The sequence below is a fragment of the Niallia circulans genome (assembly GCF_007273535.1).
In the GTDB taxonomy this organism is placed as follows: Bacteria; Bacillota; Bacilli; order Bacillales; family Cytobacillaceae; genus Niallia; species Niallia circulans_B.
In genome coordinates, this window is record NZ_RIBP01000004.1 from 3673981 (window position 1) to 3700269 (window position 26289).

Annotated in this window: 24 protein-coding genes and 1 riboswitch; of the genes, 12 read left to right on the forward strand and 12 right to left on the reverse strand. The window is 37.2% G+C overall.

What is annotated here, in order from left to right; genetic code table 11:
* Positions 1–252 precede the first annotated feature (252 nt).
* The gene (locus CEQ21_RS26295; protein WP_150909393.1) at positions 253–720 is read left to right on the forward strand and encodes a YkyB family protein; all 468 of its coding nucleotides are present in this window, start codon (positions 253–255) and stop codon (positions 718–720) included.
* 122 nt (positions 721–842) lie between these two features.
* The gene (locus tag CEQ21_RS26300; RefSeq protein WP_185767083.1) at positions 843–2234 is read left to right on the forward strand and encodes an IS3 family transposase; all 1392 of its coding nucleotides are present in this window, start codon (positions 843–845) and stop codon (positions 2232–2234) included.
* Between the two features lie 62 nt (positions 2235–2296).
* On the opposite strand, the gene CEQ21_RS26305 is transcribed toward CEQ21_RS26300, so the two are convergent.
* On the reverse strand, positions 2297–3202 hold the full coding sequence (locus CEQ21_RS26305; protein WP_185767432.1) for a chemotaxis protein: 906 nt from the start codon (positions 3200–3202) through the stop codon (positions 2297–2299).
* 554 nt (positions 3203–3756) lie between these two features.
* Positions 3757–5061, reverse strand: coding sequence for an MFS transporter (locus tag CEQ21_RS26310; RefSeq protein WP_185767084.1), 1305 nt, complete (start codon positions 5059–5061; stop codon positions 3757–3759).
* A gap of 318 nt (positions 5062–5379) precedes the next feature.
* Here CEQ21_RS26310 and CEQ21_RS26315 point away from each other — a divergent pair, with 318 nt between their 5' ends.
* Both CEQ21_RS26315 and CEQ21_RS26320 read left to right on the forward strand, forming a co-directional pair.
* Positions 5380–5526: a hypothetical protein gene (locus CEQ21_RS26315; protein WP_185767085.1), complete on the forward strand. Its 147-nt coding sequence runs from the start codon at positions 5380–5382 to the stop codon at positions 5524–5526.
* A gap of 119 nt (positions 5527–5645) precedes the next feature.
* Positions 5646–6797 (forward strand): aminotransferase A, encoded by a 1152-nt coding sequence (locus CEQ21_RS26320; RefSeq protein WP_185767086.1) that lies wholly within the window; start codon positions 5646–5648, stop codon positions 6795–6797.
* A gap of 38 nt (positions 6798–6835) precedes the next feature.
* On the opposite strand, the gene CEQ21_RS26325 is transcribed toward CEQ21_RS26320, so the two are convergent.
* The 4 genes from CEQ21_RS26325 to CEQ21_RS26340 all read right to left on the reverse strand — a co-directional run bounded on the left by CEQ21_RS26325 (position 6836) and on the right by CEQ21_RS26340 (position 10573).
* Positions 6836–7714: an NAD(P)-dependent oxidoreductase gene (locus CEQ21_RS26325; protein ID WP_185767087.1), complete on the reverse strand. Its 879-nt coding sequence runs from the start codon at positions 7712–7714 to the stop codon at positions 6836–6838.
* 266 nt (positions 7715–7980) lie between these two features.
* Complete coding sequence (gene ptsP, locus CEQ21_RS26330) at positions 7981–9699, reverse strand: phosphoenolpyruvate--protein phosphotransferase (RefSeq protein ID WP_185767088.1); 1719 nt, start codon at positions 9697–9699, stop codon at positions 7981–7983.
* Positions 9699–9965 (reverse strand): phosphocarrier protein HPr, encoded by a 267-nt coding sequence (locus CEQ21_RS26335; protein WP_185767089.1) that lies wholly within the window; start codon positions 9963–9965, stop codon positions 9699–9701. Before CEQ21_RS26335 ends, ptsP begins: the two co-directional genes overlap by 1 nt.
* A 413-nt stretch (positions 9966–10378) precedes the next feature.
* A complete protein-coding gene (locus CEQ21_RS26340; RefSeq protein ID WP_185767090.1) occupies positions 10379–10573 on the reverse strand; it encodes a hypothetical protein in 195 nt (64 codons plus the stop codon).
* Positions 10574–11013: 440 nt separating this feature from the next.
* Here CEQ21_RS26340 and CEQ21_RS26345 point away from each other — a divergent pair, with 440 nt between their 5' ends.
* Positions 11014–11187 carry a YkvS family protein gene (locus tag CEQ21_RS26345; protein ID WP_127735018.1) on the forward strand — a complete coding sequence of 58 codons (174 nt, stop codon included), beginning with the start codon at positions 11014–11016 and terminating at the stop codon, positions 11185–11187.
* 166 nt (positions 11188–11353) lie between these two features.
* Here the strand turns inward: CEQ21_RS26345 and CEQ21_RS27205 are convergent, their stop codons facing one another.
* On the reverse strand, positions 11354–11458 hold the full coding sequence (locus CEQ21_RS27205) for a DUF6254 family protein (RefSeq protein WP_235907339.1): 105 nt from the start codon (positions 11456–11458) through the stop codon (positions 11354–11356).
* 213 nt (positions 11459–11671) lie between these two features.
* Positions 11672–11747, forward strand: a riboswitch (glycine riboswitch).
* A 262-nt stretch (positions 11748–12009) separates the two neighbouring features.
* On the opposite strand from CEQ21_RS27205, the gene CEQ21_RS26350 reads away from it, so the two are divergent.
* Together CEQ21_RS26350 and CEQ21_RS26355 are read left to right on the forward strand one after the other, a co-directional pair.
* A complete protein-coding gene (locus CEQ21_RS26350) occupies positions 12010–12285 on the forward strand; it encodes an ACT domain-containing protein (RefSeq protein WP_127735021.1) in 276 nt (91 codons plus the stop codon).
* A 16-nt stretch (positions 12286–12301) separates the two neighbouring features.
* Positions 12302–13663 carry a PFL family protein gene (locus CEQ21_RS26355; protein ID WP_185767091.1) on the forward strand — a complete coding sequence of 454 codons (1362 nt, stop codon included), beginning with the start codon at positions 12302–12304 and terminating at the stop codon, positions 13661–13663.
* Between the two features lie 28 nt (positions 13664–13691).
* Here CEQ21_RS26355 and CEQ21_RS26360 read toward each other — a convergent pair whose 3' ends face one another.
* A complete protein-coding gene (locus CEQ21_RS26360; protein ID WP_185767092.1) occupies positions 13692–14732 on the reverse strand; it encodes a YkvI family membrane protein in 1041 nt (346 codons plus the stop codon).
* A gap of 254 nt (positions 14733–14986) precedes the next feature.
* On the opposite strand from CEQ21_RS26360, the gene CEQ21_RS26365 reads away from it, so the two are divergent.
* From CEQ21_RS26365 to CEQ21_RS26375, 3 genes are all read left to right on the forward strand, one after another.
* Positions 14987–17146 carry an ATP-dependent Clp protease ATP-binding subunit gene (locus tag CEQ21_RS26365; RefSeq protein ID WP_185767093.1) on the forward strand — a complete coding sequence of 720 codons (2160 nt, stop codon included), beginning with the start codon at positions 14987–14989 and terminating at the stop codon, positions 17144–17146.
* A gap of 250 nt (positions 17147–17396) precedes the next feature.
* Positions 17397–18533: a CamS family sex pheromone protein gene (locus CEQ21_RS26370; protein WP_185767094.1), complete on the forward strand. Its 1137-nt coding sequence runs from the start codon at positions 17397–17399 to the stop codon at positions 18531–18533.
* A gap of 103 nt (positions 18534–18636) precedes the next feature.
* Positions 18637–18936: a DUF2642 domain-containing protein gene (locus CEQ21_RS26375; protein ID WP_185767095.1), complete on the forward strand. Its 300-nt coding sequence runs from the start codon at positions 18637–18639 to the stop codon at positions 18934–18936.
* Between the two features lie 74 nt (positions 18937–19010).
* Here the strand turns inward: CEQ21_RS26375 and CEQ21_RS26380 are convergent, their stop codons facing one another.
* Complete coding sequence (locus CEQ21_RS26380) at positions 19011–20708, reverse strand: M3 family oligoendopeptidase (RefSeq protein ID WP_185767096.1); 1698 nt, start codon at positions 20706–20708, stop codon at positions 19011–19013.
* 202 nt (positions 20709–20910) lie between these two features.
* Complete coding sequence (locus CEQ21_RS26385) at positions 20911–21357, reverse strand: MarR family winged helix-turn-helix transcriptional regulator (protein WP_185767097.1); 447 nt, start codon at positions 21355–21357, stop codon at positions 20911–20913.
* A 240-nt stretch (positions 21358–21597) separates the two neighbouring features.
* On the opposite strand from CEQ21_RS26385, the gene CEQ21_RS26390 reads away from it, so the two are divergent.
* Positions 21598–23097, forward strand: a complete 1500-nt coding sequence (locus tag CEQ21_RS26390; RefSeq protein WP_185767098.1) for an ATP-binding protein — start codon at positions 21598–21600, stop codon at positions 23095–23097.
* Positions 23098–23476: 379 nt separating this feature from the next.
* Here CEQ21_RS26390 and CEQ21_RS26395 read toward each other — a convergent pair whose 3' ends face one another.
* The gene (locus CEQ21_RS26395; protein ID WP_235907342.1) at positions 23477–23737 is read right to left on the reverse strand and encodes an aspartyl-phosphate phosphatase Spo0E family protein; all 261 of its coding nucleotides are present in this window, start codon (positions 23735–23737) and stop codon (positions 23477–23479) included.
* A 370-nt stretch (positions 23738–24107) separates the two neighbouring features.
* Positions 24108–25280 (reverse strand): pyridoxal phosphate-dependent aminotransferase, encoded by a 1173-nt coding sequence (locus tag CEQ21_RS26400; protein WP_185767099.1) that lies wholly within the window; start codon positions 25278–25280, stop codon positions 24108–24110.
* A gap of 183 nt (positions 25281–25463) precedes the next feature.
* Here CEQ21_RS26400 and CEQ21_RS26405 point away from each other — a divergent pair, with 183 nt between their 5' ends.
* Positions 25464–26249 carry a carbon-nitrogen family hydrolase gene (locus CEQ21_RS26405; protein ID WP_268879003.1) on the forward strand — a complete coding sequence of 262 codons (786 nt, stop codon included), beginning with the start codon at positions 25464–25466 and terminating at the stop codon, positions 26247–26249.
* Positions 26250–26289: the final 40 nt, after the last annotated feature.

Genomic DNA, 26289 nt, shown 5'->3' on the forward strand with positions numbered 1-26289 from the left:
TGTATAAAGTAAAAGCTTAATGGTTAATATAATTGAATACTAAAACTATTTATATATACATCTTTTCATGCGAGATTCTTCATCTCGTTTATCTTAGTATAAATATCGGCGCATATAGTCGATTGTTTATATTCTCCTCGTAAAAATAAACTGACAATTATTCACTATTGATTTTAGAAAGGATTTCTTTTCTTTTGGAAAAATAGTATAATAGCTTGTATTCATACTCTACTAGAAAGGAGTTCAAAGATTATGCATAAGCATCCGTCAAAAATGCCGCAATTGAACCCAACGATTGACAACCTCTCACAGTCCATTTCAGTAGTTAATCGCCATGCTAAAACAGCAACAGATCCAAAATTTCTTTACAAGCTAAAACAAGCTAGTCTGCAAAAACTGCTGATTGAAGGTAAAGCAAAAAAAATCGGACTTCATTTTTCAGGCAATCCAAGAAACAGCCAGCAGCAATCTGATATATTGGTACAATGTGGAGAATATACCTTCCACCTACCTCCAACAAAAAAAGATTTTGAAGAACTGCCCCATCTTGGCTCCTTAAACCAAAATGTCAGGAATCCGAAATCGACCATTTCCCTTAATCAGGCAAAAAAACTGCTCATTGCCTATACTGGATTAAAAGAAGACAAGCCGGATCAAAACAAGCCGCAGAACAAGCGTTATGTTAAGCCTGTTTTTAAAAAGCTCGGTGAAAGCTATTAAATAATTAAGCAGAAGTACTTAGCCTGTGTTTCTCTATGATAAATAAAAAGTCTGCATCGACACGGAAAAGGTGCTGCACCCCAAAAGTTAGAGTTGAAATCTAACTTTTGGGGTGTTTTTTTATGGCTAAATATAGTGGGAATTTCAAACTAAAAATTGTTCAAGAGTATTTGAAAAGTGCTTTAAGTTATGACCGATTGGCGCAAAAATACAGTATTCCATCTTCTTCACCAATTAAGAATTGGGTAAGTGCTTATAAAGCTTTTGGCGAAAAAGGGTTACAACGGAAAATAGCTAATGAGGAATACCCTGTTCAATTCAAATTGGATGTATTACACTTTAGGAAACAAACAGGTGCTTCTTTTCAAGAGACAGCAATTCAATTTAGGATAAATAATCCGAGTTTAATCGCCAATTGGAACAGTAAATTAGAAAAAGAAGGAATAGAGGGCCTGCAACAAAAAGCAAAGGGGCGCCCGTCTATGTCTAAAAAACCAAAAACAACAGCGAATAAACAGAATAAACCAATGTCACGTGAGGAACAGTTAGAACGTGAAAATGAAATGCTTCGATTAGAGGTTGCCTATTTAAAAAAGTTGAAGGCTTTTCGAGAGAATCCGGATGCCTTCCTCGAAAAAGCACAAGCAGCCATCGCCTTCGAACTTAAAGAAGAAGGATTCCGATTAAAAGATGTCTTAACACAAGTGGAAATTCCAGAGGCAACGTATCATTATCAAATCAAACAGATGAAACAAAAGGATCCAAATGAAACGTGGGAAACGTTGATTTTAGAGACGTTTGAGAAGCATAAAGGCAGATATGGTTATCGTCGTATTCATGCGGAATTGAAAATGCAAGGTTACCCCGTTAACCATAAGAAAGTACAACGTATCATGAAGAAGCTAGGTTTGAAATGCGAAAAATTCGTGCGTAAATCACGCTACAAATCGTATAAAGGTACGGTTGGGAAAGTGGCGAAAAATCGTTTGAACCGTCGTTTCCACACACCACATACCCTTCAAAAAGTTGTGACCGACGTAACGGAATTCAAATGTACAAATGATGAGAAGTTGTATTTAAGCCCTATCATGGATTTATATAACGGGGAAATTATTGGGTTTAGTATGTCTAAAAGTCCAACGCTGGAATTTGTGATGGATTCATTAAAACAGGTGCTTCCTATTATTCAAGAGCGTGCCAAATATCGAACAACCATTCACTCCGATCAAGGCTGGCACTATCAGCACTACAAATGGGTACAAACATTGAAAGAAAATAAGATGTACCAAAGCATGTCTCGCAAAGCAACATGTGCAGACAATGCAGCAATGGAGAACTTCTTTGGCTTACTGAAGCAGGAAATGTATTACGGAGAACAATTAATTTCTTACGAAACATTGAATATGAAGATTGAGAAGTACATCCATTACTATAACAACGATCGAATTAAACAAAAACTGGCCGGCATGAGTCCGGTAAAATTCCGAACTCATGCCAGCCAATTAGCTGCATAATAAAAACTCTAACTTTAAGGGGTCACTACCAAAGCTTCCGTTTCGTGCAGACTTTTTTGTTTTTAAAGAATATGCTCATCAACAAGCAGGATTAATTCAGCGATTTCTGGTTTGCTGACTTGGGCGTTTGCTCCAACTCGTTTGCCTTTATGTCTCAAATCTTCTGTAATTAAGGAGGAGAAAATGATAACCGGCAATTGTCCCAGCTTCGCATCCTCTTTGATTTTTCTTGTTAAATGATGGCCATCCATTTGCGGCATTTCAATATCTGTAATAACAAGCTGAACAATATCTTCTATGCTTTTGTTTGACTCATTAACTCCTTGCAAATAATCATATGCTTCTCGGCCGTTTTCAAAGAATTGCACCTTATCATACCCTGCCTCTGACAGCGTATCCTCTAGCAGTTTTCTTAATAATGGTGAATCCTCCACAACGATAAGCTGCTTATTGCTTCTTTCACGAGCACCCAATCTTTTCACTTGCTGCACATTAATGCCTGATTCCGGATTAATGTCTACAACAATACGCTCAAAATCAAGCAACAAAATCATTTCCCCGTTCAGCTTAATAACACCAATGATTTGGCTTTCAGCTCCCTGGTACATTTCAGATGGCTTTTCAATGTCTTCCCATGAGATACGATGTATCTGGGAGACATTATGTACATGAAAGATAATTTTTGTTTTATTAAACTCCGATACAATAAACTTATCTTTCTCTGGCTCCTCTGAAGGCGGTAAGCCAAGAGCATTTGCCAAGTTGACTACAGGCAGAACCTCGCCTCTCAACTCCATGATACCCTCTACATTAGGATGGGCATGGGGAATAGTTGTTATCGGCACTGGGTTAATGATTTCTTTTACTTTGATAACATTAATTCCAAATTTATTCTTTCCTACCCCAAATTCCACAATTTCTAATTCATTTGTTCCAGTTTCTAACAAAATGCCTTTATCATTGTTCATCATTCTCGTCCTTCCTACTTGAGCATAATCTTCCTATACGTTATATCGTTGCTATTAAGTGTAAACTTAATCAATTATTTTATAATTGGCAAAAGTTTTTATCTGTGTTTACCTTGAATCTCTCTTTATATCGGCTGTTTTTTGGTACTGTGAAGACTGTGGTTAAAATAATTTCAATCCTTTTACCAAAAGCATCATCACTCTTTAAAAAAGCAAAGAAAAAGAGGCTAGGACAAAATAAAAGATAACTTCTCTAAAAACGATTAATAGAATTACAAATAAATTTGAAAAATGAAGGTTGTGTCTAAATAGAATTTGGAGTTAAAGTTAGTTCGTTTCATTGCGCGCTCGTCCTCGCCTGCGGGGTCTAAAGCGTCCTCTATTTCTCACAGGAGTCAAGGGGCCTCCGCTCCATTCCACTAAAATTTCTAATTTTTTGTATTAAAACTAAAAAACAAAAAAACGAACTATTTAATCAATAGTTGATTAAGTAGTTCGGTCTTTACGCAGGTTCACATACTTATGTCCCAGCCTCTTTTCTTAGGGTAAACTATTTAATTCACACTCTTTTGCACCTTCCCATGAATGATTAGGCCGATGACAGTTAAGATAATCAATGAGCCTAATGCCATTCTGCTTGCAGTATTGCCTAAATCAGCAAATATAAGGGTAATGCTACCATATAAAAGTGGTCCGACAATAGATGACACCTTACCTGAGAAGGCGAATAGTCCAAAGAATTGGCCACGTTTTTCTTCTGGTGTTATTTCAACAATATAAGCCCTTGATGTAACCCACATACTGCCAAGCGCAATACCAAACATGCTTCCTGCAATCCAAAACAGTAATTCGTTCCAGGCAACTGCTGCGATAATTAATGCAACCACAAGAAGAACCCCAACAATTCGGATTGATTTGTAAGCACCTATTTTCTTGGCAATATAACCGAAAATAAACGACCCGATAATGCTTGATAAGGTAGAGACCAAATATAAAATGATAAACTTTCCTGCCGAAATACCAACTACCGTATTTGCATAAACCGCCATTACAGCAATGGTTGTTGCAACTGCATCATTTAAAAAGAAATAGGCAATCATGAATGTGAAGATTTCACGGTACTTCCGAGCCTGTTTAAACGTTTCAAATATTTCCTTATAGCCTGATAGAAAGGATTGCTTTTCAGTAGTCTGTTTTGGAGTATCCTTAATAATAAAGAAAAGCGGTAAAGACAATAAGAGAAACAGCAGGCCTGTTGGAATAAAGGAGCGATAGTAATCACCGTCTCCGACAAACAGGTAGACTGCAAGGCCAATTAATGTTCCCATATAGCCAACAGCTACACCGAATCCCGAAATAAGTGGCATTTGCTCTTTTGTTCCTAAATCAGAGATCATCGTATCATAAAACACAAGACTAGAATGATAGGCAAACTTAGCAAAAACAAATAATAATATGACAAAAAATAATGACATTGGAATACCCATTATAGAATCCTCGAAGGTTATCCCCCCAACAACTCCCATAAGAATCGTACCAAGAACAGTAAGAATGGTGAATATGATAATATATTTCTTTTTTCTGCCGGTCCTATCCATCAAAACGCCAAATAATGGCGAAAATAAAACTAACAAAAAGCTTGCTACTGCATTAGAATACGTTATTACAGTACTAGCTATTTGCTCTTGAACTTTATCTGTACCGATGATTTCTTGTAAATATAATGGGAAAAATATCGTATTAATGTTGGAAGAAAATATCGTATTTGCCGCATCATATAGGGCCCAAGCGAGTATTGGCAAGGAAAAATATAGTGCTGTACCACGTAATTTCTGTGATTGAGTTTTTGATTGTTCCATAAAACTATTTTGACCTCCTTCGTTTCAAAAAAAATTTGTTTGATCATTTACATGCAGACGGAGATCCTTTGTTTCAACCATCAATTTCATACCCTATACATTTTTGGGAATTCTCCCCTCCTTTTCCATCATATCTGCTGCAATGTGCGTAAACAACCCTTTTTATGTAAAAAAGTTGTAATAATCCCCATTAATTCTTCATAATCAGAGGCAATAAATGTATCATCTTTGTGAACATCGAGCTAAAATCTAATCGGATTTCCTATTAGTGAATAAACTATTTCTATAAGGATTTTATAGAAGAAGGGGGTTGCAAGCATGAATGGCACAGCTATTTTATTTAATGAGGATTCATCTATTACCATCTTAGAAAACATTACAGACGCTGAACAGAACGAAGAAGTAAATTATTGTGGAGAAATGGTGTTGTTAAAAGAAGATATAGATTGGGAATATGGCTACTAAATCATTCTACTGCGCTTTTTTTAAAGTGCTTTTTTTCTGACAAGGCTATTGTTTTCAAGATAACTTGTATTTGTTATGATACTTATAATAAGCAGAAAATAAACAATAAGGTGGAAAACATGGAATATTTGATAAATAAAAAAGTTAAGGATATTGAAATATCCGGAATTCGTAAATTCTCCAATATGGTCGCAGGCAAAGAGGGCATGCTTGCACTGACAATTGGTCAGCCTGATTTCCCTACCCCTGCTCACATTAAAGAGGCTGCCAAAAAGGCCATTGACGAGGATTTCACCACATACACACATAATGCAGGAGATTTGGCGCTAAGACAGGCAGCTTGTGAATTTGTTTCAAAAAAATACAGCTTGGACTATCAACCAGCAACAGAGGTTATCGTAACTACTGGTGCTAGTGAAGCAATTGATATTGCCTTCCGCACAATCTTAGAAGAAGGTGTTGAAGTAATTCTGCCAGGTCCTGTATATCCTGGTTATGAGCCGATTATCCGCTTATGTGGAGCAACGCCAATTTATGTTGATATCAAAGAAAATGACTTTCGTTTCACAGCAGAGCTCATTGAACCTTACATAACGGAAGAAACGAGATGTATCGTTCTCCCATACCCAAGCAATCCGACAGGGGTCAGCTTAAATAAAAATGAGCTACTGGCAATAGCTGATTTACTGCAGGACAAAGATATATTTGTTCTGGCAGATGAAATATACAGTGAATTGCTTTTTGACGCAGGTCATATTTCTATCGGCAGTTTCCTCAGAGAGAAAACGATTGTTATTAACGGGTTATCAAAATCCCATAGCATGACAGGCTGGCGCATCGGCTTTTTATTTGCTCCTGAACCTATTTGTCAGCAAATACTTAAGGTTCATCAGTACAATGTAACATGTGCCTCGTCTATTTCTCAACAAGCAGCCTTGCAGGCATTGACAGTTGGCATTGACGACAGTCTGCCAATGAAGGAGGAATACAAAAAAAGACGGGATTATCTTTATTCCCGTTTGACTGATTTTGGTTTAGAGGTCGTTAATCCAGATGGTGCCTTTTATTTCTTCATTAAGATACCTGTGTCTGGCATAACATCATTTGATTTTTGCTTGGATTTAGTCGAAAAAGCAAATTTGGCAGTTGTTCCAGGCAGTGCTTTTTCTCCTTTAGGAGAAGGCTATTTCCGCATTTCCTTCGCTTATTCTTTTGATACATTAAAAGAAGCTTGTGACAGGCTTGGTACTTATTTAAATACCATTAAATAAGTATAAGGATCTCTTCCTGGAGGAAGAGATCCTTAATATTATTGCTGCCAATATTTGTATAATGCTTGTGTACCAAGCTCATCTTGTCCAAGAGCAGCAAGTCTGCTATATAAGTTTTCTGCAAGAGCTAAGCCTGGAGTTTCCATTTCCATCTGCTTTGCTTCCTCCATGGCAATCCTCATGTCCTTAATAAAATGCTTAATATAAAAACCAGGCTCAAAATCCCCTTTAATAATTCTCGGCGCTAAATTTGACAATGAAAAACTGCCTGCAGCTCCTGTTGTGATGCTTTTGAGAACATTATCTGGATTCAGTCCTGCCTTTTCTGCATAAACTATTGCTTCACAAACACCAATCATATTAGATGCTATTGCAATCTGGTTGCACATTTTCGTGTGCTGACCAGCACCGGCAGCACCTTGATAGACAATATTTGTTCCTAAAATTTCGAAAATTGGCAGTACAGCAGCAAAATCATCTTCAGCGCCACCAACCATTATCGATAGCTTAGCCTCTCTCGCACCAATATCTCCGCCTGAAACTGGAGCATCCAAGGCATGTATGCTTTTGCTCTTTGCTTCTTCAAAAATCCTTTTTGCTAAGCTTGGAGTAGAAGTAGTCATATCAATTACATATGTATTTGCGTTCACATTGCTAATAATGCCTTCCTTGCCTAAATACACCTCTTCTACGTCCTTTGGATAGCCAACAATTGTAATAATTACATTTGCTTTTTCAGCTACTTCTTTCGGACTCTCCGCCCAAACAGCACCATCCTTCAGCAATTCCTCTGCCTTTTCCTTCGTGCGGTTGTAAACGACAACAGGATAACCGTTTGTCATTAGGTTTCTGGCCATGCTTTTCCCCATAACTCCGACACCAATAAAACCAATTACAGTATTCTCATTAGTTAACATCCGATTTCTTCCCTCCACCTTCATAGTACTGGCATTCATAAATCATCATAACATATGGATTAATAGGTGTTCATTAATAGATGATGAAGAAAGTCAACAAAAAAAAGGACTGACTAGTGAACTAGTCAGTCAAATAAGGGGAAAATGAGAATAGCTTAGCAAACTTAAAAACTTTAAGTGCCTGTGCTTAGTTTAGTTTTACCCCCTTCAAGAGCATTCTAAACATTCATTTTCACTTTTTTTATAAAATTATTTTTTCTGTCTGATTAAGAAAGTTTAGCTGCTGCTTTAACAGCCTCCATAACTTCTTCTGTTGTGGACATTTGCAATGCTTTTTCAGCAAGCTCTTCCATTTCTTTTTTAGACAGGCTAAGAATTTGTGATCTTGCTTTAAGGATAGATGTTGCACTCATTGAGAACTCATCTAATCCTAGACCAAGCAATAACGGAATCGCTGTTTCGTCTCCAGCCATCTCGCCACACATTCCAGCCCATTTGCCTTCTTTATGTGCAGCATCAATAACCATCTTAACAAGACGAAGAATGGATGGATTGTAAGGCTGATACAGGTATGAAACTCTTTCGTTCATGCGGTCAGCAGCCATCGTGTATTGGATTAAGTCATTTGTTCCGATACTGAAGAAGTCAACTTCTTTAGCGAATTGGTCAGCCAATACAGCAGTTGAAGGAATCTCAACCATGATTCCAAGTTCAATCTTATCAGCAACTGTTACGCCTTCAGCAGTCAAGTTTGCTTTCTCTTCTTCAAGCAATGCTTTAGCAGCACGGAATTCGTTTAATGTTGCAATCATTGGGAACATGATTTTTAAATTTCCATATGAGCTTGCACGAAGCAATGCTCTTAATTGCGTACGGAAGATTCCAGTTTCCTCAAGACATAGACGGATTGCACGGAATCCAAGGAATGGGTTCATTTCTTTTGGAAGCTCAAGGTATGGAAGCTCTTTGTCCCCACCTATATCTAATGTACGAACAACAACTGGTTTACCTTTCATGCCTTCAAGAACAGCTTTATATGATTCGAACTGCTCATCTTCTGTTGGAAGCTGATCTCTTCCCATGTAAAGGAATTCAGTTCTGTAAAGACCAACTGCTTCTCCACCGTTTGAAGTAACACCTTCTAAATCGTTTGGAGTTCCGATGTTTGCAGCAAGTTCAACGTGCACACCATCAGCGCTGACAGTTTCTTCATTAACAAGCTTAGCCCACTCAGCTTTTTGCTCTTCGTATTCTGCAGCGATTTTTTTGTAGCTTTCCACTACTTCTGGTGTTGGATTGATGTGAATTTCACCTTTCAATCCGTCAACGATTACTAAGTCGCCGTTTGAGATTTCTTCCGTTACTTTTTTCGTTCCAACAACTGCTGGAATTTCCAAAGAACGAGCCATGATAGCAGAGTGAGAAGTTCTTCCGCCGATATCTGTAGTGAAACCTTTAACAAATTGACGGTTTAATTGAGCTGTATCAGATGGAGTTAAATCCTCTGCAACAACAACAACCTCTTCTGAAATCATGCTTGGATTAGCTAAATGTACACCAAGCAAGTGTGAAAGAACCCTTTTAGTTACGTCACGGATATCAGCAGCACGCTCTTGCATGTACTCATTATCCATTGATTCAAACATGTTAATGAACATATCTGTCGTTTCTTTAAGAGCAACTTCAGCATTTACAGATTCTGTATTGATTTTGTCTTCGATTGGAGCGATTAATTCAGGATCGCTCAATACTAAAAGATGAGCTTCGAAAATAGCTGCTTTATCAGCACCTAATTCTGTATTCGCTTTTTCACGAATAGCATCTAACTCTTGTTTAGAAGTAGCAAGCGCTTCTTGAAAACGGTTAATTTCATCAGCAGCATCTTCTACTGTTTTCTTTTCAAATGATAAATTTGGTTCTACTAAACGATACGCTTTAGCAATGGCAATTCCACTAGAGGCAGCAATTCCTTGTAAAAAACTCATTATTCAGCAAGTCCTTCCTTTTTCAATGTTTCTTCTAAACCACTAATTGCTTCTGTCTCGTCACTGCCTTCAGCAATGATTTTGATATCAGCGCCTTGGCCAATTCCAAGAGACATAACACCCATGATAGACTTAAGGTTAACCTTTTTCTCTTTGTACTCAAGGTTAATTTCTGAATCAAATTTGCTTGCAGCTTGTACTAAAAGTGTTGCAGGTCGTGCATGAATCCCTGTATCTGCGATAACTTTAAATTGTTTTTCTACCATTAATATCAAACTCCTTCATTCAAATAATAAATAAGATGGTTTTAGCCTTTTCAACTTAAACAACCCCATATAATAGTCAAGAACCGTTTATCCATAACTAATATATATTTCATAGCTACTATTGTAAACTGAAAGTATAAAAGATGTAAATTTTAAACCTGTCCCAATAGAAATCAAGCAGAGATTGTTCTGTTTCTTCATAAAATCAACACTTTTATATATTATTTGACCATTATAGTTTTTTCCAAAGCATAAGAAAAAATGTAAATTATTGATAATTATCAGGCATTTAAGTTATTTTTAAAAAAGACATCTCAAAAGTAGGATAGCATTTCTTTTCCGATGAGACAATGAAAAATATTGCACATATTTAAAAAAACATCGTTCCTTAAATATGTAATGTCATCGCATCCTTAGCTTCGCGGCTCTTGAAGGTACTCATAAATAGCTCCTCCGCCCCTTTCGGCAATACCGCGGAAATGCTTGAAGTCTTCTCTCTTTACTAGCTCAAGTCGGAAGACAAGAAAATCTTCTTTACTTACCTTATATTCTTTGATTTCCCCAGATTTCAATTGATCTAACGCTTTAATAAATTCTTCCTGTAACATAATCTTGACTTTCCTTCCTTTTATTAGTGCATATATTCATTTCTTATTTCATAACCACATGTAAATATTATTATCATACATGGATAATGGAAACAAATTTACACTCCTCTGCATAGAATGTCTTTAAGGGCAAGTGCATTTAATTACCAATTTATCGAAACTATGCTATAATAACTTCAATCATTACGATATGCATCTATCTCAACCATATAACGAAAGCCCATAATTCATGGTTCTATAGTATTGTTTCAAGCTTAGAATCATATTTATTAGCATTAGCATCCAAAAAGGAAAGCGGTTTATTTCCGTTTACATAGAACGAATTTATAAACATTTCCTTCTGTTCATCATATATCCATATTTCTTTACGGGGAAGTATTTTTAGTGCAAACTAAAATATACAGAATACTACAAATTTGGCATATAAGGAGAGAATACACATGAAGAGAGCTGAGGTTGGCAACATTATAGAATTTAGAGGCCTGCAAGGAATTGTGGAAAAAGTAAATGAGAATTCAGTAATAGTAGATTTGACATATATGGATAATTATCGCGACCTTGAATTAGAGCAAAGAACAGTCGTTAATCATAAAAATTATAAAATCCTTAAGTGATAGAAGCCGGCTTTCGAAAGCCGGCTTCTTTTTTAGTGTAAGTTCGTTTTATGGTACTTCTTCTTGCAACTTCAGGTTGTATTTCCCTGCAGGGTCTCACCTGTCCAACAATACCTCTGTTTATGGAGAGAATTCTCCACAAAATTCACCTTAGTTGTTATAAATTCTATTCTTCAGCTAGTTCTTTTTTTGTTTTTACTTTGCCGTGTGGTTTTTGTTCTTGTTTGCGCACTGTCCATTCTCGTTCTTCTTCTCTTTTTGATTTTGTCATTAATCTTACACCTCCTTTTTTCATCCTTGTTAGCTTAAGCTCTGTTCGCTTAATTTATCCTTCCTGCCTCTTTTTTTCTCCTTGTCCTTTTTAAGATAGTTCTATTCTCTTATTTGTAAATGTTGTTGACCAAATCAAAAAAAACTGATAACATCACAATATAATTTTATATGCGAATAGCGTGCGTTGAATGTCATGGATGACACTATGGCAGGAGCAGCTTCTGGAGAGACCTATTTTTAGGCACCGAAGGATTCACAATCTCAGGTAAAAGGACAGGAGAGTAACTGATCTATACTTTTATAGTGTATTCGTTATTCTTTCCTGATAAGAAGATTGGAGAATTCCAATCTTCTTTTTCTGTTATCAGGAAGGAATGCCTTGCTCTTTGGACGTGTACAAAATGCAACTGTCTTTTTTTAGGAACTGCACTTTAGCTTGAGCACTTACATAGTAATGGAAAAACAGCAGCAGAATATACTGTATCTCCACTTTTTAAGTTAAACAGAATGTTCCCAACAAAAAGACCATCATAATAATGAGGTGATATAATGCAGCAGCGACGTGCAGTTGTAAGTGTAATTGGCAAAGATCAAGTAGGAATAATCAGCAAAGTAACTACCGTGATTTCAGAAAATAATGTTAATATTTTAGATATTAGTCAAACCATTCTACAGGACTTTTTTACGATGATGATGTTAGTCGATATTACCCAGAAGGAAAATCTCGATGAATTGCGTCAACAGCTAGATCAACTTGGTAATGAGCTGAACTTAAAAATTAACATCCAGTTAGAAGAAATATTCCAATCCATGCACCGCGTCTAAGAAAGAAGGGAAAACAGTGAAGATTGCATTAAATGAAATGATGGAAACAATCAACATGGTCCAAATGGAGAACTTGGACATCCGTACTGTCACAATGGGAATTAGCCTTTATGATTGTGCAGACTCTGATTTTGAAAAAATGAACAGCGCTGTTTATAAAAAAATCACTGCGTATGCAAGCAAATTGACAGAGGTTGCCGAAGCTGCTGAAAAGGAGTATGGTATACCAATTATTAATAAGCGTATATCCATCACTCCGGTTGCAGAAATCCTTGGAAATGCAACAGTAGAACAAGCAATTGAACTTGCTAAAACTTTAGATAAAGCTGCCAAAGATTTAAATGTTGATTTTATCGGCGGATATTCAGCTCTTGTTCATAAAGGGATTACAAAAGGTGATCAAACATTGCTTGATGCCCTGCCTGAAGCACTGTCAGTAACAGACAGAGTTTGCTCGTCTGTCTCAGTAGCTACTACTAGAACAGGTATCAATATGGATGCAGTGAAACAAATGGGAATCATTATTAAAAATGCAGCTGAGCGCACAAAAGACCAAAACGGTCTTGCATGTGCAAAGCTAGTTGTTTTCTGTAATCCTGTTGAAGACAATCCATTTATGGCTGGTGCTTTCCATGGTGCTGGTGAAGGAGAGGTTGTCCTTAATGTTGGTGTCAGCGGACCAGGTGTTGTATTAAGCGCACTTCGCAAATATCCGGATGCTGATTTAGGAGAGGTTTCTGATATCATTAAAAAAACAGCATTTAAAATCACTCGTGCTGGTGAGCTAATCGGACGAGTTGTAGCAGAAAGATTAGGCGTTCCATTCGGAATTATGGATCTTTCCTTAGCACCGACTAATGCTATTAATGACAGCGTTGCTGATATCTTGGAAGAAATTGGTCTTGAGCGTGTTGGTACACATGGAACGATTGCGGCACTTGCTCTTATGAATGATGCAGTGAAAAAAGGTGGCGCAATGGCTAGCTCCTATGTTGGAGGGTTAAGTGGTGCATTCATTCCTGTCAGCGAAGATAACGGAATGATTCGCGGTATTATGGATGACAGCTTAACATTATCAAAACTAGAAGCAATGACTTGTGTATGCTCTGTTGGACTCGACATGATTGCGTTGACTGGAGACGTGTCTGCCGCAACCCTTTCTGCGATTATTGCAGACGAGGCAGCAATCGGCATGATTAACAAGAAAACAACAGCAGTTCGTGTTATTCCTGTGCCTGGCAAAAAAGAAGGAGAAATGGTTGAATTCGGCGGCTTACTTGGAAGAGCTCCTGTTATGGGTGTCAACCCATACAGCTCCCAAAAGCTAGTTGACCGCGGCGGCCGCATCCCTTCCCCACTGCAGGCGCTTATCAACTAATAACAAAAAATGTCTGGCTCAATTGGAGTCAGACATTTTTTTGTGGAATTGGCTTTAACCATAACAGCAGTAAAAACACAAGGCTGATATAGCCAAAAAGCGGATACAGTATAGACAGCAATGTGCCATAATGAATGAAGCTAATGGAATAGGACACTGCAAATATAACTGCAATAATAAGGATGCTAGGAATTCGCAAATACTGGCTCATTTGCCTTTCCAATCCGTACACATTGCCAATAACAGATGTGAATATCTCCCCATATATAACGATAATATATATCCATGATAAATTTGGAGCCAGCTCTCGCATGATGGACGCCATTGGTATAGCATAACTGTCAACATTATCGAGCATGATTAATGTAAAGTGACTCGACAAGAGAATAAACATTAACGCTATTCCCCCAATTATCCCTCCCCATTTTACTGTTTGGTCATCACCAATTTCAGATGCTGCCGGAACAAGCACGGCAATCGCCAAAGAAAGATTTAAGGCTGTATAAGAAAAGGGCGAAGTAATTCCGTTCCAGCTGAATATTGGTAAATCATCCATACGATCAAGGAAGCCTGGCAACTGGATGGACAAGGTAAATAGGATAAAGCTGAATGTAATCATAATTGGCACCACAAAAGTGTTCACAGCAAATAAACCTTTCATACCAACAAGCATAACGATTAAGGAAAGGACTATTGTAAAGATAACACCGAAAGCTTTACTTAAGCCAAGCTGCTCTTCAAAGACTGCCCCTGCCCCTGACAGCATGACCGCACAGACTCCGATCAGCATGATTAGCATAAGGATATTCACTAAACTGCCTGCCACTCTCCCAAACAGGAATATAGTGAATTCCTGATAAGATTTCGCTTTTATTTTGACGGATATCCTCATTAATTTCGAACCTAAGCTTGAAAATATTAAGCCAGAAGCCAATATTCCAAAAAAACCAAGCAAACCAAACTGAGAGAAAAACTCTACAATTTCTTTTCCTGTTGCAAAACCAGCTCCTACAACAGTACCTACATATACAGCTGCAAGCTGAAAGGCTCCACTCCACTTGTTTTTCACGTATTTCCCTCCTTATCTAATCTATATGACAAAATGGACAAACAATGACGAGCATTTTCTTTGAAATCTTTATTTATTTCGTATAAAGTGTCTGTAAACTTTCTTCTTAAAGTGGAAAGTTGTAGGATTTAGTCTAAATATGTAATTTCCAAGAATTTCATCAGGCAAAATAGTTGAAAGTCAAAAAAGGTCAAAGTATAATCATAATTACAAAAGGTCAAAATTGATCAAAATTCAAAAGGAGGATTTAAAACATGAAATGTCAATTATGCCAAACTAACTATGCAAATGTGAGCTTACGTTTTGTTCTTAACAATGAAGAAAACACAGTGAATCTATGCCACAACTGCTATCAGAAAGAAAAACAAAAGATGGCATCACAACCTAATCAAATGTTTTTCCAACAATCTTCCCCTTTTGATGAATTGTTTAAATCACTTAATCAAAACTTTCAACAATCAGGGGCAGAAAAAGGAAACCAACAGGCTCCCGTTCCTAATAAAACTAACGGTATTTTAGATAAATTCGGAAAGAACTTAAATCAACTAGCTAATGCGGGACTTATTGATCCAGTAATTGGCCGCGAAAATGAAATTGAAAGAGTAATTGAGATATTAAATAGAAGAAACAAGAATAATCCTGTGCTTATCGGTGAGCCTGGTGTTGGTAAAACAGCTATTGCAGAAGGCTTAGCTTTGAAGATTTCAGAAGGAAATGTTCCTAAAAAACTAAAAAACAAGGAAATTTACTTGCTTGACGTTGCATCATTAGTAACGAACACAGGTATACGCGGACAATTTGAAGAACGAATGAAACAAATCATTCAAGAAATTCAAGAACGCAAAAACGTCATTGTCTTTATCGACGAAATTCATCAATTAGTTGGTGCTGGTTCTGCAGAAGGCTCCATGGATGCAGGAAATATTCTTAAACCAGCTTTAGCAAGAGGTGAGCTTCATATTATTGGTGCTACTACACTCAAAGAATATCGCCAAATTGAAAAAGATGCAGCACTTGAAAGACGCTTCCAACCAATTCAAGTGGCAGAACCAACAGTTTCTGCAGCTATCTCTATTTTGGAAGGAATTAAAGATAAATACGAAAAATTCCATGAAGTAGCATACACAGATGATGCAATTAAAGCTTGTGTTGAATTGTCACACCGTTATATCCAAGACCGATTCTTGCCAGACAAAGCAATCGACTTGCTTGATGAAGCAGGTTCTAAATTGAATCTTGCTTCTAGCTACACAAATACAGATGAAATTGACAACCGTCTTGCTGAAATTGCGAAAGCAAAAGAAGCTGCATTAAAAGAAGAAAACTATGAAGCAGCTGCAGCCTTACGTAAAGAAGAGCAAGAACTTGAAAAAGCATTAAATAATCCTAATACAGAAAAGCCTGTAGTGGATGTTTCCCTTATTCAAGAGCTAATTGAAAAGAAAACTGGTATTCCTGTTGGCAAACTGCAGCAGGATGAACAGCAAAAGATGAAGAACCTAGCAGAAAACCTTGAGGCGAAAGTTATTGGGCAAGAAGTTGCAGTCCAAAAAGTAGCGAAAGCTGTTAAAAGAAGTCGCGCTGGTTTAAAATCAAAAAACAGACCAATCGGAAGTTTCTTGTTTGTCGGACCAACTGGTGTTGGTAAAACAGAATTAACGAAAAACTTAGCAGCTGAATTATTCGGCAGCAAAGACAGCATGATTCGTTTAGACATGAGTGAATACATGGAAAAACACAGCATCAGCAAAATTATCGGCTCCCCTCCTGGCTATGTCGGCCATGAAGAAGCTGGTCAATTAACAGAGCAAGTAAGAAGAAATCCTTACAGCATCATCCTATTGGATGAAATTGAGAAGGCACACCCAGATGTCCAATCCATCTTCCTGCAAATATTAGAAGATGGCCGATTAACAGACAGCCAAGGTAGAACAGTAAGCTTTAAGGATAGTGTCATTATTATGACAAGTAACGCTGGCATTGGCGGCCATAAACGTATTGTCGTCGGCTTTGAAAACAATGCTGCACTTGAAGAAAGCACACTGCTGCAGTCATTGGGCAATTTCTTCAAACCAGAATTCCTTAACCGCTTTGATGCAATTGTCGAATTTAAATCACTAGAAAAAGAGCATCTATTGAAAATCACCGATTTATTGCTAGCAGACCTGTCTGATGCTCTAGCAGAACAGCATATTTCCCTAACAGTATCAGATGAAGCGAAGGAAAAACTAGTAGAACTGGGAACACACCCAGACTTCGGTGCTCGACCATTAAGAAGAGTCATTCAAGAGCATCTCGAAGACAGCCTGGCTGATTTCATTCTCGATGAACCTGGAGCTGCAGAATTAACTGCGCTGTTAGAAGAAGATAAAATCATCATCCAAAAAGTGAACAGCAGCACCGTTGTCCAATAATAACCTGTTAAAAACGCTCAGTAGAAAATTCTGAGCGTTTTTTCTTATTTACTTCCTACAATTTCACAGTTTATTAGGTAAAATCATAAACTTCCTCACTCCAAATTAGACATCATTTTACTAAAAAAAATCTACATGGTAGAATAAATATTGGCTTTAAACTAAATCAACAGACTTTTTAACGTGTTACCTCTTTTACGAGGTAAACTTATTTACAATACATATTTATATGCTGTAAGGAGCTACTTAAATGAAATACAAAAAACTAATAATGCTGGGTACCATCTTCATGACAATACTTGCCGCATGTGATAAAGATACCGGGGATGGCGGCACAGAGGAAACTGTCCCAACTACTATCATCCAAAACAAAGAAATTTACCGCATTGCAGAGCCAGTTAAAGTCAGTGCTGCTAGGGGTGCAATTGTTAACAATGTTGACAATATAGTGGACATAAAAGAGCTAGAAATGGGTCTCATGGATTTGTCGACAGACTATTTCCCGACAGATAACTATTATCTTCAAGAAGGCCAATATTTGGATTCTGCTACGATTAGCAGCTGGATTTCCAGAAAGTCTAAGGATCAAAAGGACGGTTTAAATCCGACCCTCACAGATACCGGCGACATTCTTAAGGATGAGAAAAAGGATCCGAAAATACTTTCTCATGTCTTAGAGCAGGATTATGTTAATAGCAAAGGTAAAATCCAGGGCATTTCTTTAGCCGTTTCATTAAATGAAATCTATTATATTCGTGCTACAGATGAAAAAGGATTGGTTTACACAGATGAAGTAGCTGTGGACACAACAGATAATGGCAAAAATGAAGTGGAAGAGCAAGGCAAAAGCATTGCTGAAACGATTCTTAAAAGAATTAGAGCAAATAGTGATATACCTGATGTACCGATATTTTTGACTTTATATCAAGAGACAAATAAAGGAAATATTGTGCCAGGTAAGTTTTTAGCCTCTTCTTATATTGATAAAAACGACAATACCATTGGTAAGTGGAAAGATATTAAACGAAAGTATATTGCTTTCCCTTCCAGTACTTTTGAAAGCCTAGACCGTTCTTTATCAAATGTACTTTCCACGCTTGAAGAAGATATTCAAGAGCAATTTAAAGAACTTAATATTATTATGACAGGTAAACTGCTTTATAATGAAGATGAATTATCCAATATTACCCTTAATATTGAAGCACCAAATATTACATCCTCGGAAACAACAGCTTTAATTGAATATGTCGGCGGCAAAATTGAGTCACAAATACTGCCAGACTATTTGCCAATCACTGTCCAGCTTTCAGGGACAAATGAAGCAGCGAAAGCTATTATGATTTGGGACCCTTCCGAAAAAGAGATTAAAACAGAAATATATGAATAACACCAACCAGCGAGATTATCTTGCTGGTTTTCTTTAATTTACTTCTAGGCACCTTTATCTTCCACACACATACCTTATAGGTAATAAAGGAGTTGACTTATACATGCATTCCTATCACCAAGTGCATTCACAGAGCTTACTGCCGCCTGGTCACTATAAATATTCTCAGCAATTCCCCAACATTATTCAACAACTCTCTCCTAGCTATACAGTATCAACAGAACCAGTTTTCCTTGATCACTTATTAATGAATATCGAAAAAAACATTCGTATTGTAACGACTATGGGCACGCTTGACGGAATCCTAAGTGGTGTTGCTATTGATCATATTCAGTTGACTGTCGGAAAAGCACACTATCATATTCGCTATCCTCATATCGTTTACTTTGTCGGCAAGCCTTAAAATCTTTAAGCAGCGTTTTTAAGAAAAAAGCACCCGAATTGTTAATCTAGCCAACAATTTGGGTGCTTACTGTATTATAAGTTACTGTCATCCACAAGTTTAAGCCAAGCATCAATTTCACCAATAACCGATTCGACACAGCCATCTTCAAATGGAGATAACAGATTTGCTTTTTTAACCAGCTCTGTAAACGGCAGGCTTCCACCTAACTGACAAAGCTGTACATAATCAGCCCAAGCCTCCTTTTGGTTCTCTCTGGAACGCTTCCAGAACTGGAATGCACAAATTTGGGCAAGGGTGTAGTCAATATAATAGAAAGGAGATGTATAAATATGGGACTGTCTTTGCCAGAAGCCGCCATTTTCTAAATAATCATTTCCGTCATAATCTTTATGTGGCATGTATTTTTGTTCGATATTTCTCCAAGCCTGCTTTCTTTCTTTCGGCGTCGCCTCAGGATTTTCATAAACCCAATGCTGAAACTCATCAACGGAAACTCCGTATGGAAGGAATAGCAGGGACGAGCTTAAATGGGTAAACTTATATTTATCGACATCTTCTTGGAAAAACAGCTCCATCCATGGCCATGTGAAGAACTCCATGCTCATGGAATGTATTTCAGCTGCCTCAAATGTCGGCCAATAGTATTCAGGAATATCAAAGTTAGCTCCGCTCGAATATACCTGGAAGGCGTGTCCTGCTTCATGTGTAAGGACATCAATATCTCCAGATGTACCATTAAAGTTAGAGAAAATAAATGGTGCCTTATAATTTTCAATGAAGGTGCAATAGCCTCCGCCAGCTTTGCCTTTTTTCGCTACAAGATCCATTAATCCATCTTCATTTAAATAGCTGAAAAACTCCCCTGTTTCCTTCGACAATTCACTATACATTTTTTGGCCGTTTTCAATAATCCAATCTGCATCCCCTTTAGGAGTAGCATTGCCTGATAAAAAGTTAATTGGCTCATCATAATACTTCAATGTATCAACATTAATACGGCTCTTTTGTCTTTCCTTTAGTTTTGTCGCAAGTGGTACAATATGCTCTTTAACTTGGTCTCTGAATTTAGCTACCATCTCTGCGTTGTAATCAGTACGATACATTCGGTAATAAGCAAGCTCCACAAAATTGCTGTAGCCTAATTTTGTTGCGATTTCCGTACGCACCTTTACCATATCATCATAAATGCGGTCAAGCTGTTCTTCATTTTCAGCTAAAAACGCAAACTTTTTCTCATTCGCTTCTTTCCTGACTGTTCTGTCCTTCGACTCTGCAAATGGCTCCATTTGCGCTAATGTTCTTTCTTCACCGTCAAAGATAATCTTGGCTGACGCCATTAACTTTGTATATTCAGTTGATAGCTTGTTTTCCTGTTGCAGCAATGAGACTACCTCGTCCGAAAACACCTTTAACTGTGCATCTGCCAATGCAAATAATTGCTTGCCCCATTTCTCTTCAAGAACAGCTTTGAATTTGGATTGAACAAGAGCTTCATAGTATTTCGTTTCCAGCCCTTCAATTTCAGGAGAAATCTCGTCAATATAGTCTTGTTCTTGTTGATAAAACTCATCAAGCGTATCTACGGAGTGGCGCACATAACAAATATTAAACTGTGTAGAAACATCATTGCGGAGCTTGTTGATTTTTTCAATTGCAGCTACTTGCTCTTCTACAACCTCAGCCGCATTAAAGGCTGTTAATAATGCTTCCATTTCTTCTTTTATTTTATTTACATCAGGTCTTTCATATGTAAATTCTGAAAACTTCATTTGTTTTCCCCCAATCATTTTCTAAAAAACTCCGTATATGCTCTTATATACGAAAAAATGGCTTTATTATAGTTATGCCTTCCTTTTCTTATTATACGCCTTACTGCCATATTCCTGCTTCAGGCTTACATTTTGTCTATATCACTATAATATTTTACAAAATGAAGAAAGAGGGGCTAATTGCCCCTCTTTCTTCACTAAATCACAATTGTTTTCCGCTGGCAGAAAGCCCTAATCTTTTAACAAGCTGAATAACAGTATCCTTTTCCTCAGCAGACAGCTCTGTCATTAGCTCATGAATTCTCTGCTCATGGCTTGGAAAAATGTTTTCGATCATTTCTTTGCCACTGTCTGTAATAGAAGCAAATGTCACCCTTCTATCTGTTGGACAAGCGACTCTTTTCAGATAACCTTTTTCCTCTAATTTATCCACGACATAGGTAATGCTTCCACTTGCAAGCAAAATTTTCCCGCCAATTTGCTGTAAAGGCTGATCACCTTTATGATAAAGCAGTTCTAAAACAGCAAACTCAGTTGGGTTTAGTCCATATGTGTGAATTAGTTTATTAACATTTTCATTAATTGCACGATATGCTCTTGACAGCACGATAAATAATTTTAATGATTGATTTGTTTCTTCATTACCCATAGCCAATCTTCCTTTTTAAAAAAATATCTCGAATTCAAATTAATTATACTTTTTTTCCTCATATTTGTCAATTTATCCTCTTTAGCATACATTTTTCTTGATAATGACGCAATATGATTCTTACCAAGACATCCTCTCAAACTTGAAAATACAACTATCAGCTTACTTCTTTTGTAATTTATGGTATATTATAAGTTTAAGATATAGTTTTTATTTGCATGACAAACTGTTGGAGTAGAAATGATGATCAGCCTAAAAAAAATATTATTATATTTATCTGTTGCCATTCTCCCGTTTCTTCTGGCAACAGGAATATTGATAAACAACAAACAAAAAGAAGAAACTGGCATGCGTGACAAAAATGCATTCCGCATTGCTTCTATTCATCAAAGGCAGTGGGATACATATATAAATAAAACCATTAATGCACTGGATACGGTCAGTATCCTCCTTGAATCTTCTTCAGGGATACATGAAAAAGACAAGACAGAGCAGTTTCTTAAGAAACTGCTTTTGCAAGAACAAATGTACGGCGGAATTTATATCCTTGATTCTGCTGGACATAGAATTGCCGGAACCGACAGAAAGATTGAAGAAATGGCAATTACCCAGGAAGAGTATGTAAAGACAGCTATTTATACAAAAGATACGACGGTTTCTAATAAAACAGAATATCTCGTGGATGGTCAAAAGGTGCTTGGGATTGCTAAACCAGTCTTAGACGAGGATAAGCATATAGAAAATATGATTATTGCCTTTTTAAGAGTGGATTATTTAACAAATATCATGGAAATGCTTACACCTAGAGACAATATTTCTATAATAAATGAAGAGGAAGAACTAATACTTACTATTAATAAGCCTATCAATCAAAATAGCACCACAATCGGATTGCCGATGGATAGTTTACCATGGAAGATCGTTGTCGAGCAAAAGGATATCAACATTCAAAAAATGTTATGCAAAAACGCACTTTTACTCTTCATTTTCCTAGTCTGCTTTCATCTGCTCTATTTTGTTATCATTCTTTATATGCACAAGATGCAAGCAGTACAAGAAAATAAAGAGAACGAACTGCAAAAGCTCGAATTAGTCGGCAATATGGCAGCAAGCTCCGCACACGAAATTAGAAACCCTCTTACAGGCATAAAAGGGCTCGTACAGCTGTTAGGAGAAAAGCACTCAGACAAAGAAGACCAGTTTTATTTCTCTATTATTCAAAAAGAAATCGCTAGAATTAATGAAATTGTCAGCCAGTTTCTCATTCTAGGAAAACCAACAGAACAAAAAAAACAGCACTTGGACATAAAAACAATTGTAACAGAATTAAAGCCTTTGATTGTATCAGAAGCGAATTTATTCAATGTGGAATGCCATTTCGAAATTGCAAAGAAAAAATTGCCGATTTTTTGTAATGCAGATCAAATGAAGCAGGTTATTCTTAATATTACCAAAAACGCATTAGAGGCTATGGAAAACGGAGGCACACTTACAATCAAATTAAAGGAATTGAACAATCGTGTCAGCATTACAGTGTATGACACCGGAATTGGTATTCCTGAAAAAGAACTAAAAAAGCTGTTTGAACCATTTTACACATCAAAAACCTCAGGAACAGGACTTGGACTTGTCGTTTGCAGACGGATTATCCAGTCATTCGATGGAGAAATTTACCTTTCCAGCGTGGAAAGTAAAGGAACAAAAGTAGATATTATTTTGCCGATAAGCACAAATCTCTAAATAGACTGAAATAAAGTCCTTATGTAATAAGGGCTTTTCAGTCTGTATCTTATATTTAAAATTAGTAGAAGGGATATAGTGATAGATGCATTACATTAAGCGTTAAAACTTCCATAACCCTTCAGCATTTTATTGAAGGTGTTTTTCGTCATCACCCTTCATGCTGTTTTTCTAGTAATAGAAATCTTTCCTTATGTACACAAAGCTTTGTTATTTTTCCAAATAAAATATGTTTTCTAACAAATAACAAGTCTAGTCTATATATGGAATGTATAACATAATGTCCCAAGGAGGCGTGAAGAAAGGATACTGACTATAGCCATATATGTATCCTTTGTCTTTTATACTAACGAAGGATACGAACCATCTTAAGAATATTTTACAGTATCTCAGAAATTTTTTGTGGTTTATATACAAGATGCTTTGGCCAAACGATCAATGATTTATATGACTTTTTTACAAAATTCATTTTTGTCTTTTTCAGCCGAATATGAAGCTGATACTGAAAAATAAGTTCATCCAGCTCTTGACTGTATCTCACTGTTTCCTCACTTGTATATCCTGTACGCAATGCTTCTTCTATCATCACCTCTCTTTTTCTTTGAATAGCAAGCAGTAATTCTTGTTTCCTCGATTGCACTTTCTTTCCTCCTAATCAGTTTTATATTAATTAATTGTAAAGACAAATTTCGTTTACTTGATGAATTATTACAAGAAAATAAATAAAAGTAAATAGAATCGCAATATTAGACATTTTTTTCTTTAAAATAGGCATTTCGTTCTATAATATTCAAAAAATAATCTGATTTTCGACAAAAAAACCTTCAGAAACCTCCACAAACCACCACTAATATTAAGCGCTTACATAATATTCTCAGAGAATATTATACCTTCCACTCGACTTTCTATATTATTCACATACAAAATTTTACATTCCTCTCCCTTTAATTTCGACTTTATCTCACATGAAAAACAATAACCCGCCTAACCTGCAGACGGGTATCTTTATACTATTCAATTGTCAGCTTACTTAGCCGTTCAACCGCTTCAAGCAGCCTCTCTTCTGATGTTAGCAAGCCTGCTCGAACGTAACCCTCTCCATATTCTCCGAACCCTATGCCAGGTGCGACAGCAATATGTGCCTTATCGAGTAGGTAGTCTGCAAATTCCTCTGAAGTGAACCCATTAGGGACCTTAAGCCATGCAAAAAAAGACCCGCTTGGGGCAGCTACTTTCCAGCCGATGCTCTTAAGACCCTCTATAAATACATTTCTTCTGCTTTCATACATGCTGGTTAGCCTTTCCACTTCTTCAAATGAACTAGACAATGCTGTTATGGCTGCTTCTTGGATCGCTCCAAAAAGACTGACATACAGATGGTCCTGATAAAGATTTAAAGCAGAAATGACACTTTTATTGCCCACTGCAAACCCTACTCTCCAGCCAGCCATATTGAATGTTTTTGATAAGGTATATATCTCTATGCCTGCATCCTTTGCTCCAGGTGTTTGCAGGAAGCTGATTGGCTTATTACCATCAAATCCGATTGCCCCATATGCAAAATCATGAACAACGCATATATCATGCTGGAGGCTAAGCGCAACCGTCTCAGCAAAAAACTCCTCTGTTGCAGTTGCTCCAGTCGGATTATTAGGGTAATTTAAAAACATTAATTTAGCCTTCTTAAGCACTGACTCGGAGATCTTATCATAGTCAGGTAAAAAGTGATTTTTTTCCTCCAATGGCATCATGACCATTTCCCCTTGTGCAAGGGCAACACCTGACAAATAATCAGGATAGCCTGGATCCGGCACAAGCACAGTTTGATAAGGATTGAGTAGACATTGAGGTATTTCGACAAGGCCAGCCTTGCCGCCAAACAATACAGCAACTTCCGTTTCCGGGTCCAGATCCACCCCATATTCTTTTTTATAAAAATTTGCTACAGCCTGTTTTAAAGAAGGGTAGCCTCTAAAAGGGGAATATTTGTGGTTATTTGGGTTTTCTGCAGCCTTTTGCAAACTTCTGACAATAAATTCAGGAGTCGGCTGATCTGGATTTCCTTGGCCTAAATTAATTACATCATAGCCCTCTTTCACATATGTAGAAACTTTCCCGACAAGGGAAGCAAAAAACTGAACTGGCAGCCTATCCAGCAAGTCCGATTGACGAAACTCCTTCATCCTTCTCCCTACTTTCCTTCATAGAATCTATGTATCCTGTTTATTCTTAGCAAAATGCCTGCTAGAAAATATACAATTTTCAAACAATTTGTGTTATAACTGAACAAAGAAGCCAGTCTTTTACGCAAATATTGATTATTATTATAAGGGATATAAATGAAGATGAATAGAGGGTGATTTCGTTTGAGTTGGAATGTTAGTATTATCCAAATGGATATTGTATTTGGTAATCCGGAACAAAATTTCCGTGCTGCTGAAAACTGGATAAAAGCGGCGTGTGAAGGAAAGAAGACGGACATTGTCATATTGCCAGAATTATGGACAACAGGCTATGATTTAACCCGCCTTAGTGAGATTGGAGACAGGCATGCGCACAAGGCGATCAGCTTTTTCCAGAAGCTCGCCAGGGCCTATCAGGTTCATATAATCGGAGGCTCTGTTGCTAACAAAAAAGACGACGGCATTTATAATACACTCCTTGTCATTAATAAAGAGGGTGAGCTTGTTCATACGTATGATAAACTGCATTTGTTTCAGCTGATGGATGAGCATATTTATTTAAGAAGTGGAAGCTCGACTGGGCTATTTACGTTGGATGATGAAATCCTTGCAGGGATGATTTGCTATGACATTCGGTTTCCTGAATGGGTTCGCACCCATACTTCACAGGGTGCAAAGGTTTTGTTTGTTTCAGCAGAATGGCCCCTCGCCCGTCTTGCCCACTGGAAAGCACTATTGATTGCAAGAGCAATTGAAAACCAATGCTATATAGTTGCCTGCAACAGAAGCGGCTCAGATCCTCAAAATTCATTCGCAGGACACAGCCTAATAATTGACCCATGGGGAGAGATTATCGGCGAAGCAGGCGAAAAGCAAGAAATCCTAGCAGGAACAATTGATCTAGCCAAAGTAACAGAGGTGCGGGAAATGATTCCGATTTTCACTGACAGAAAACCAGAATTTTATTAATAAAAAAGACCTAAACAATAAGGAGGGATTTTAAGTAATT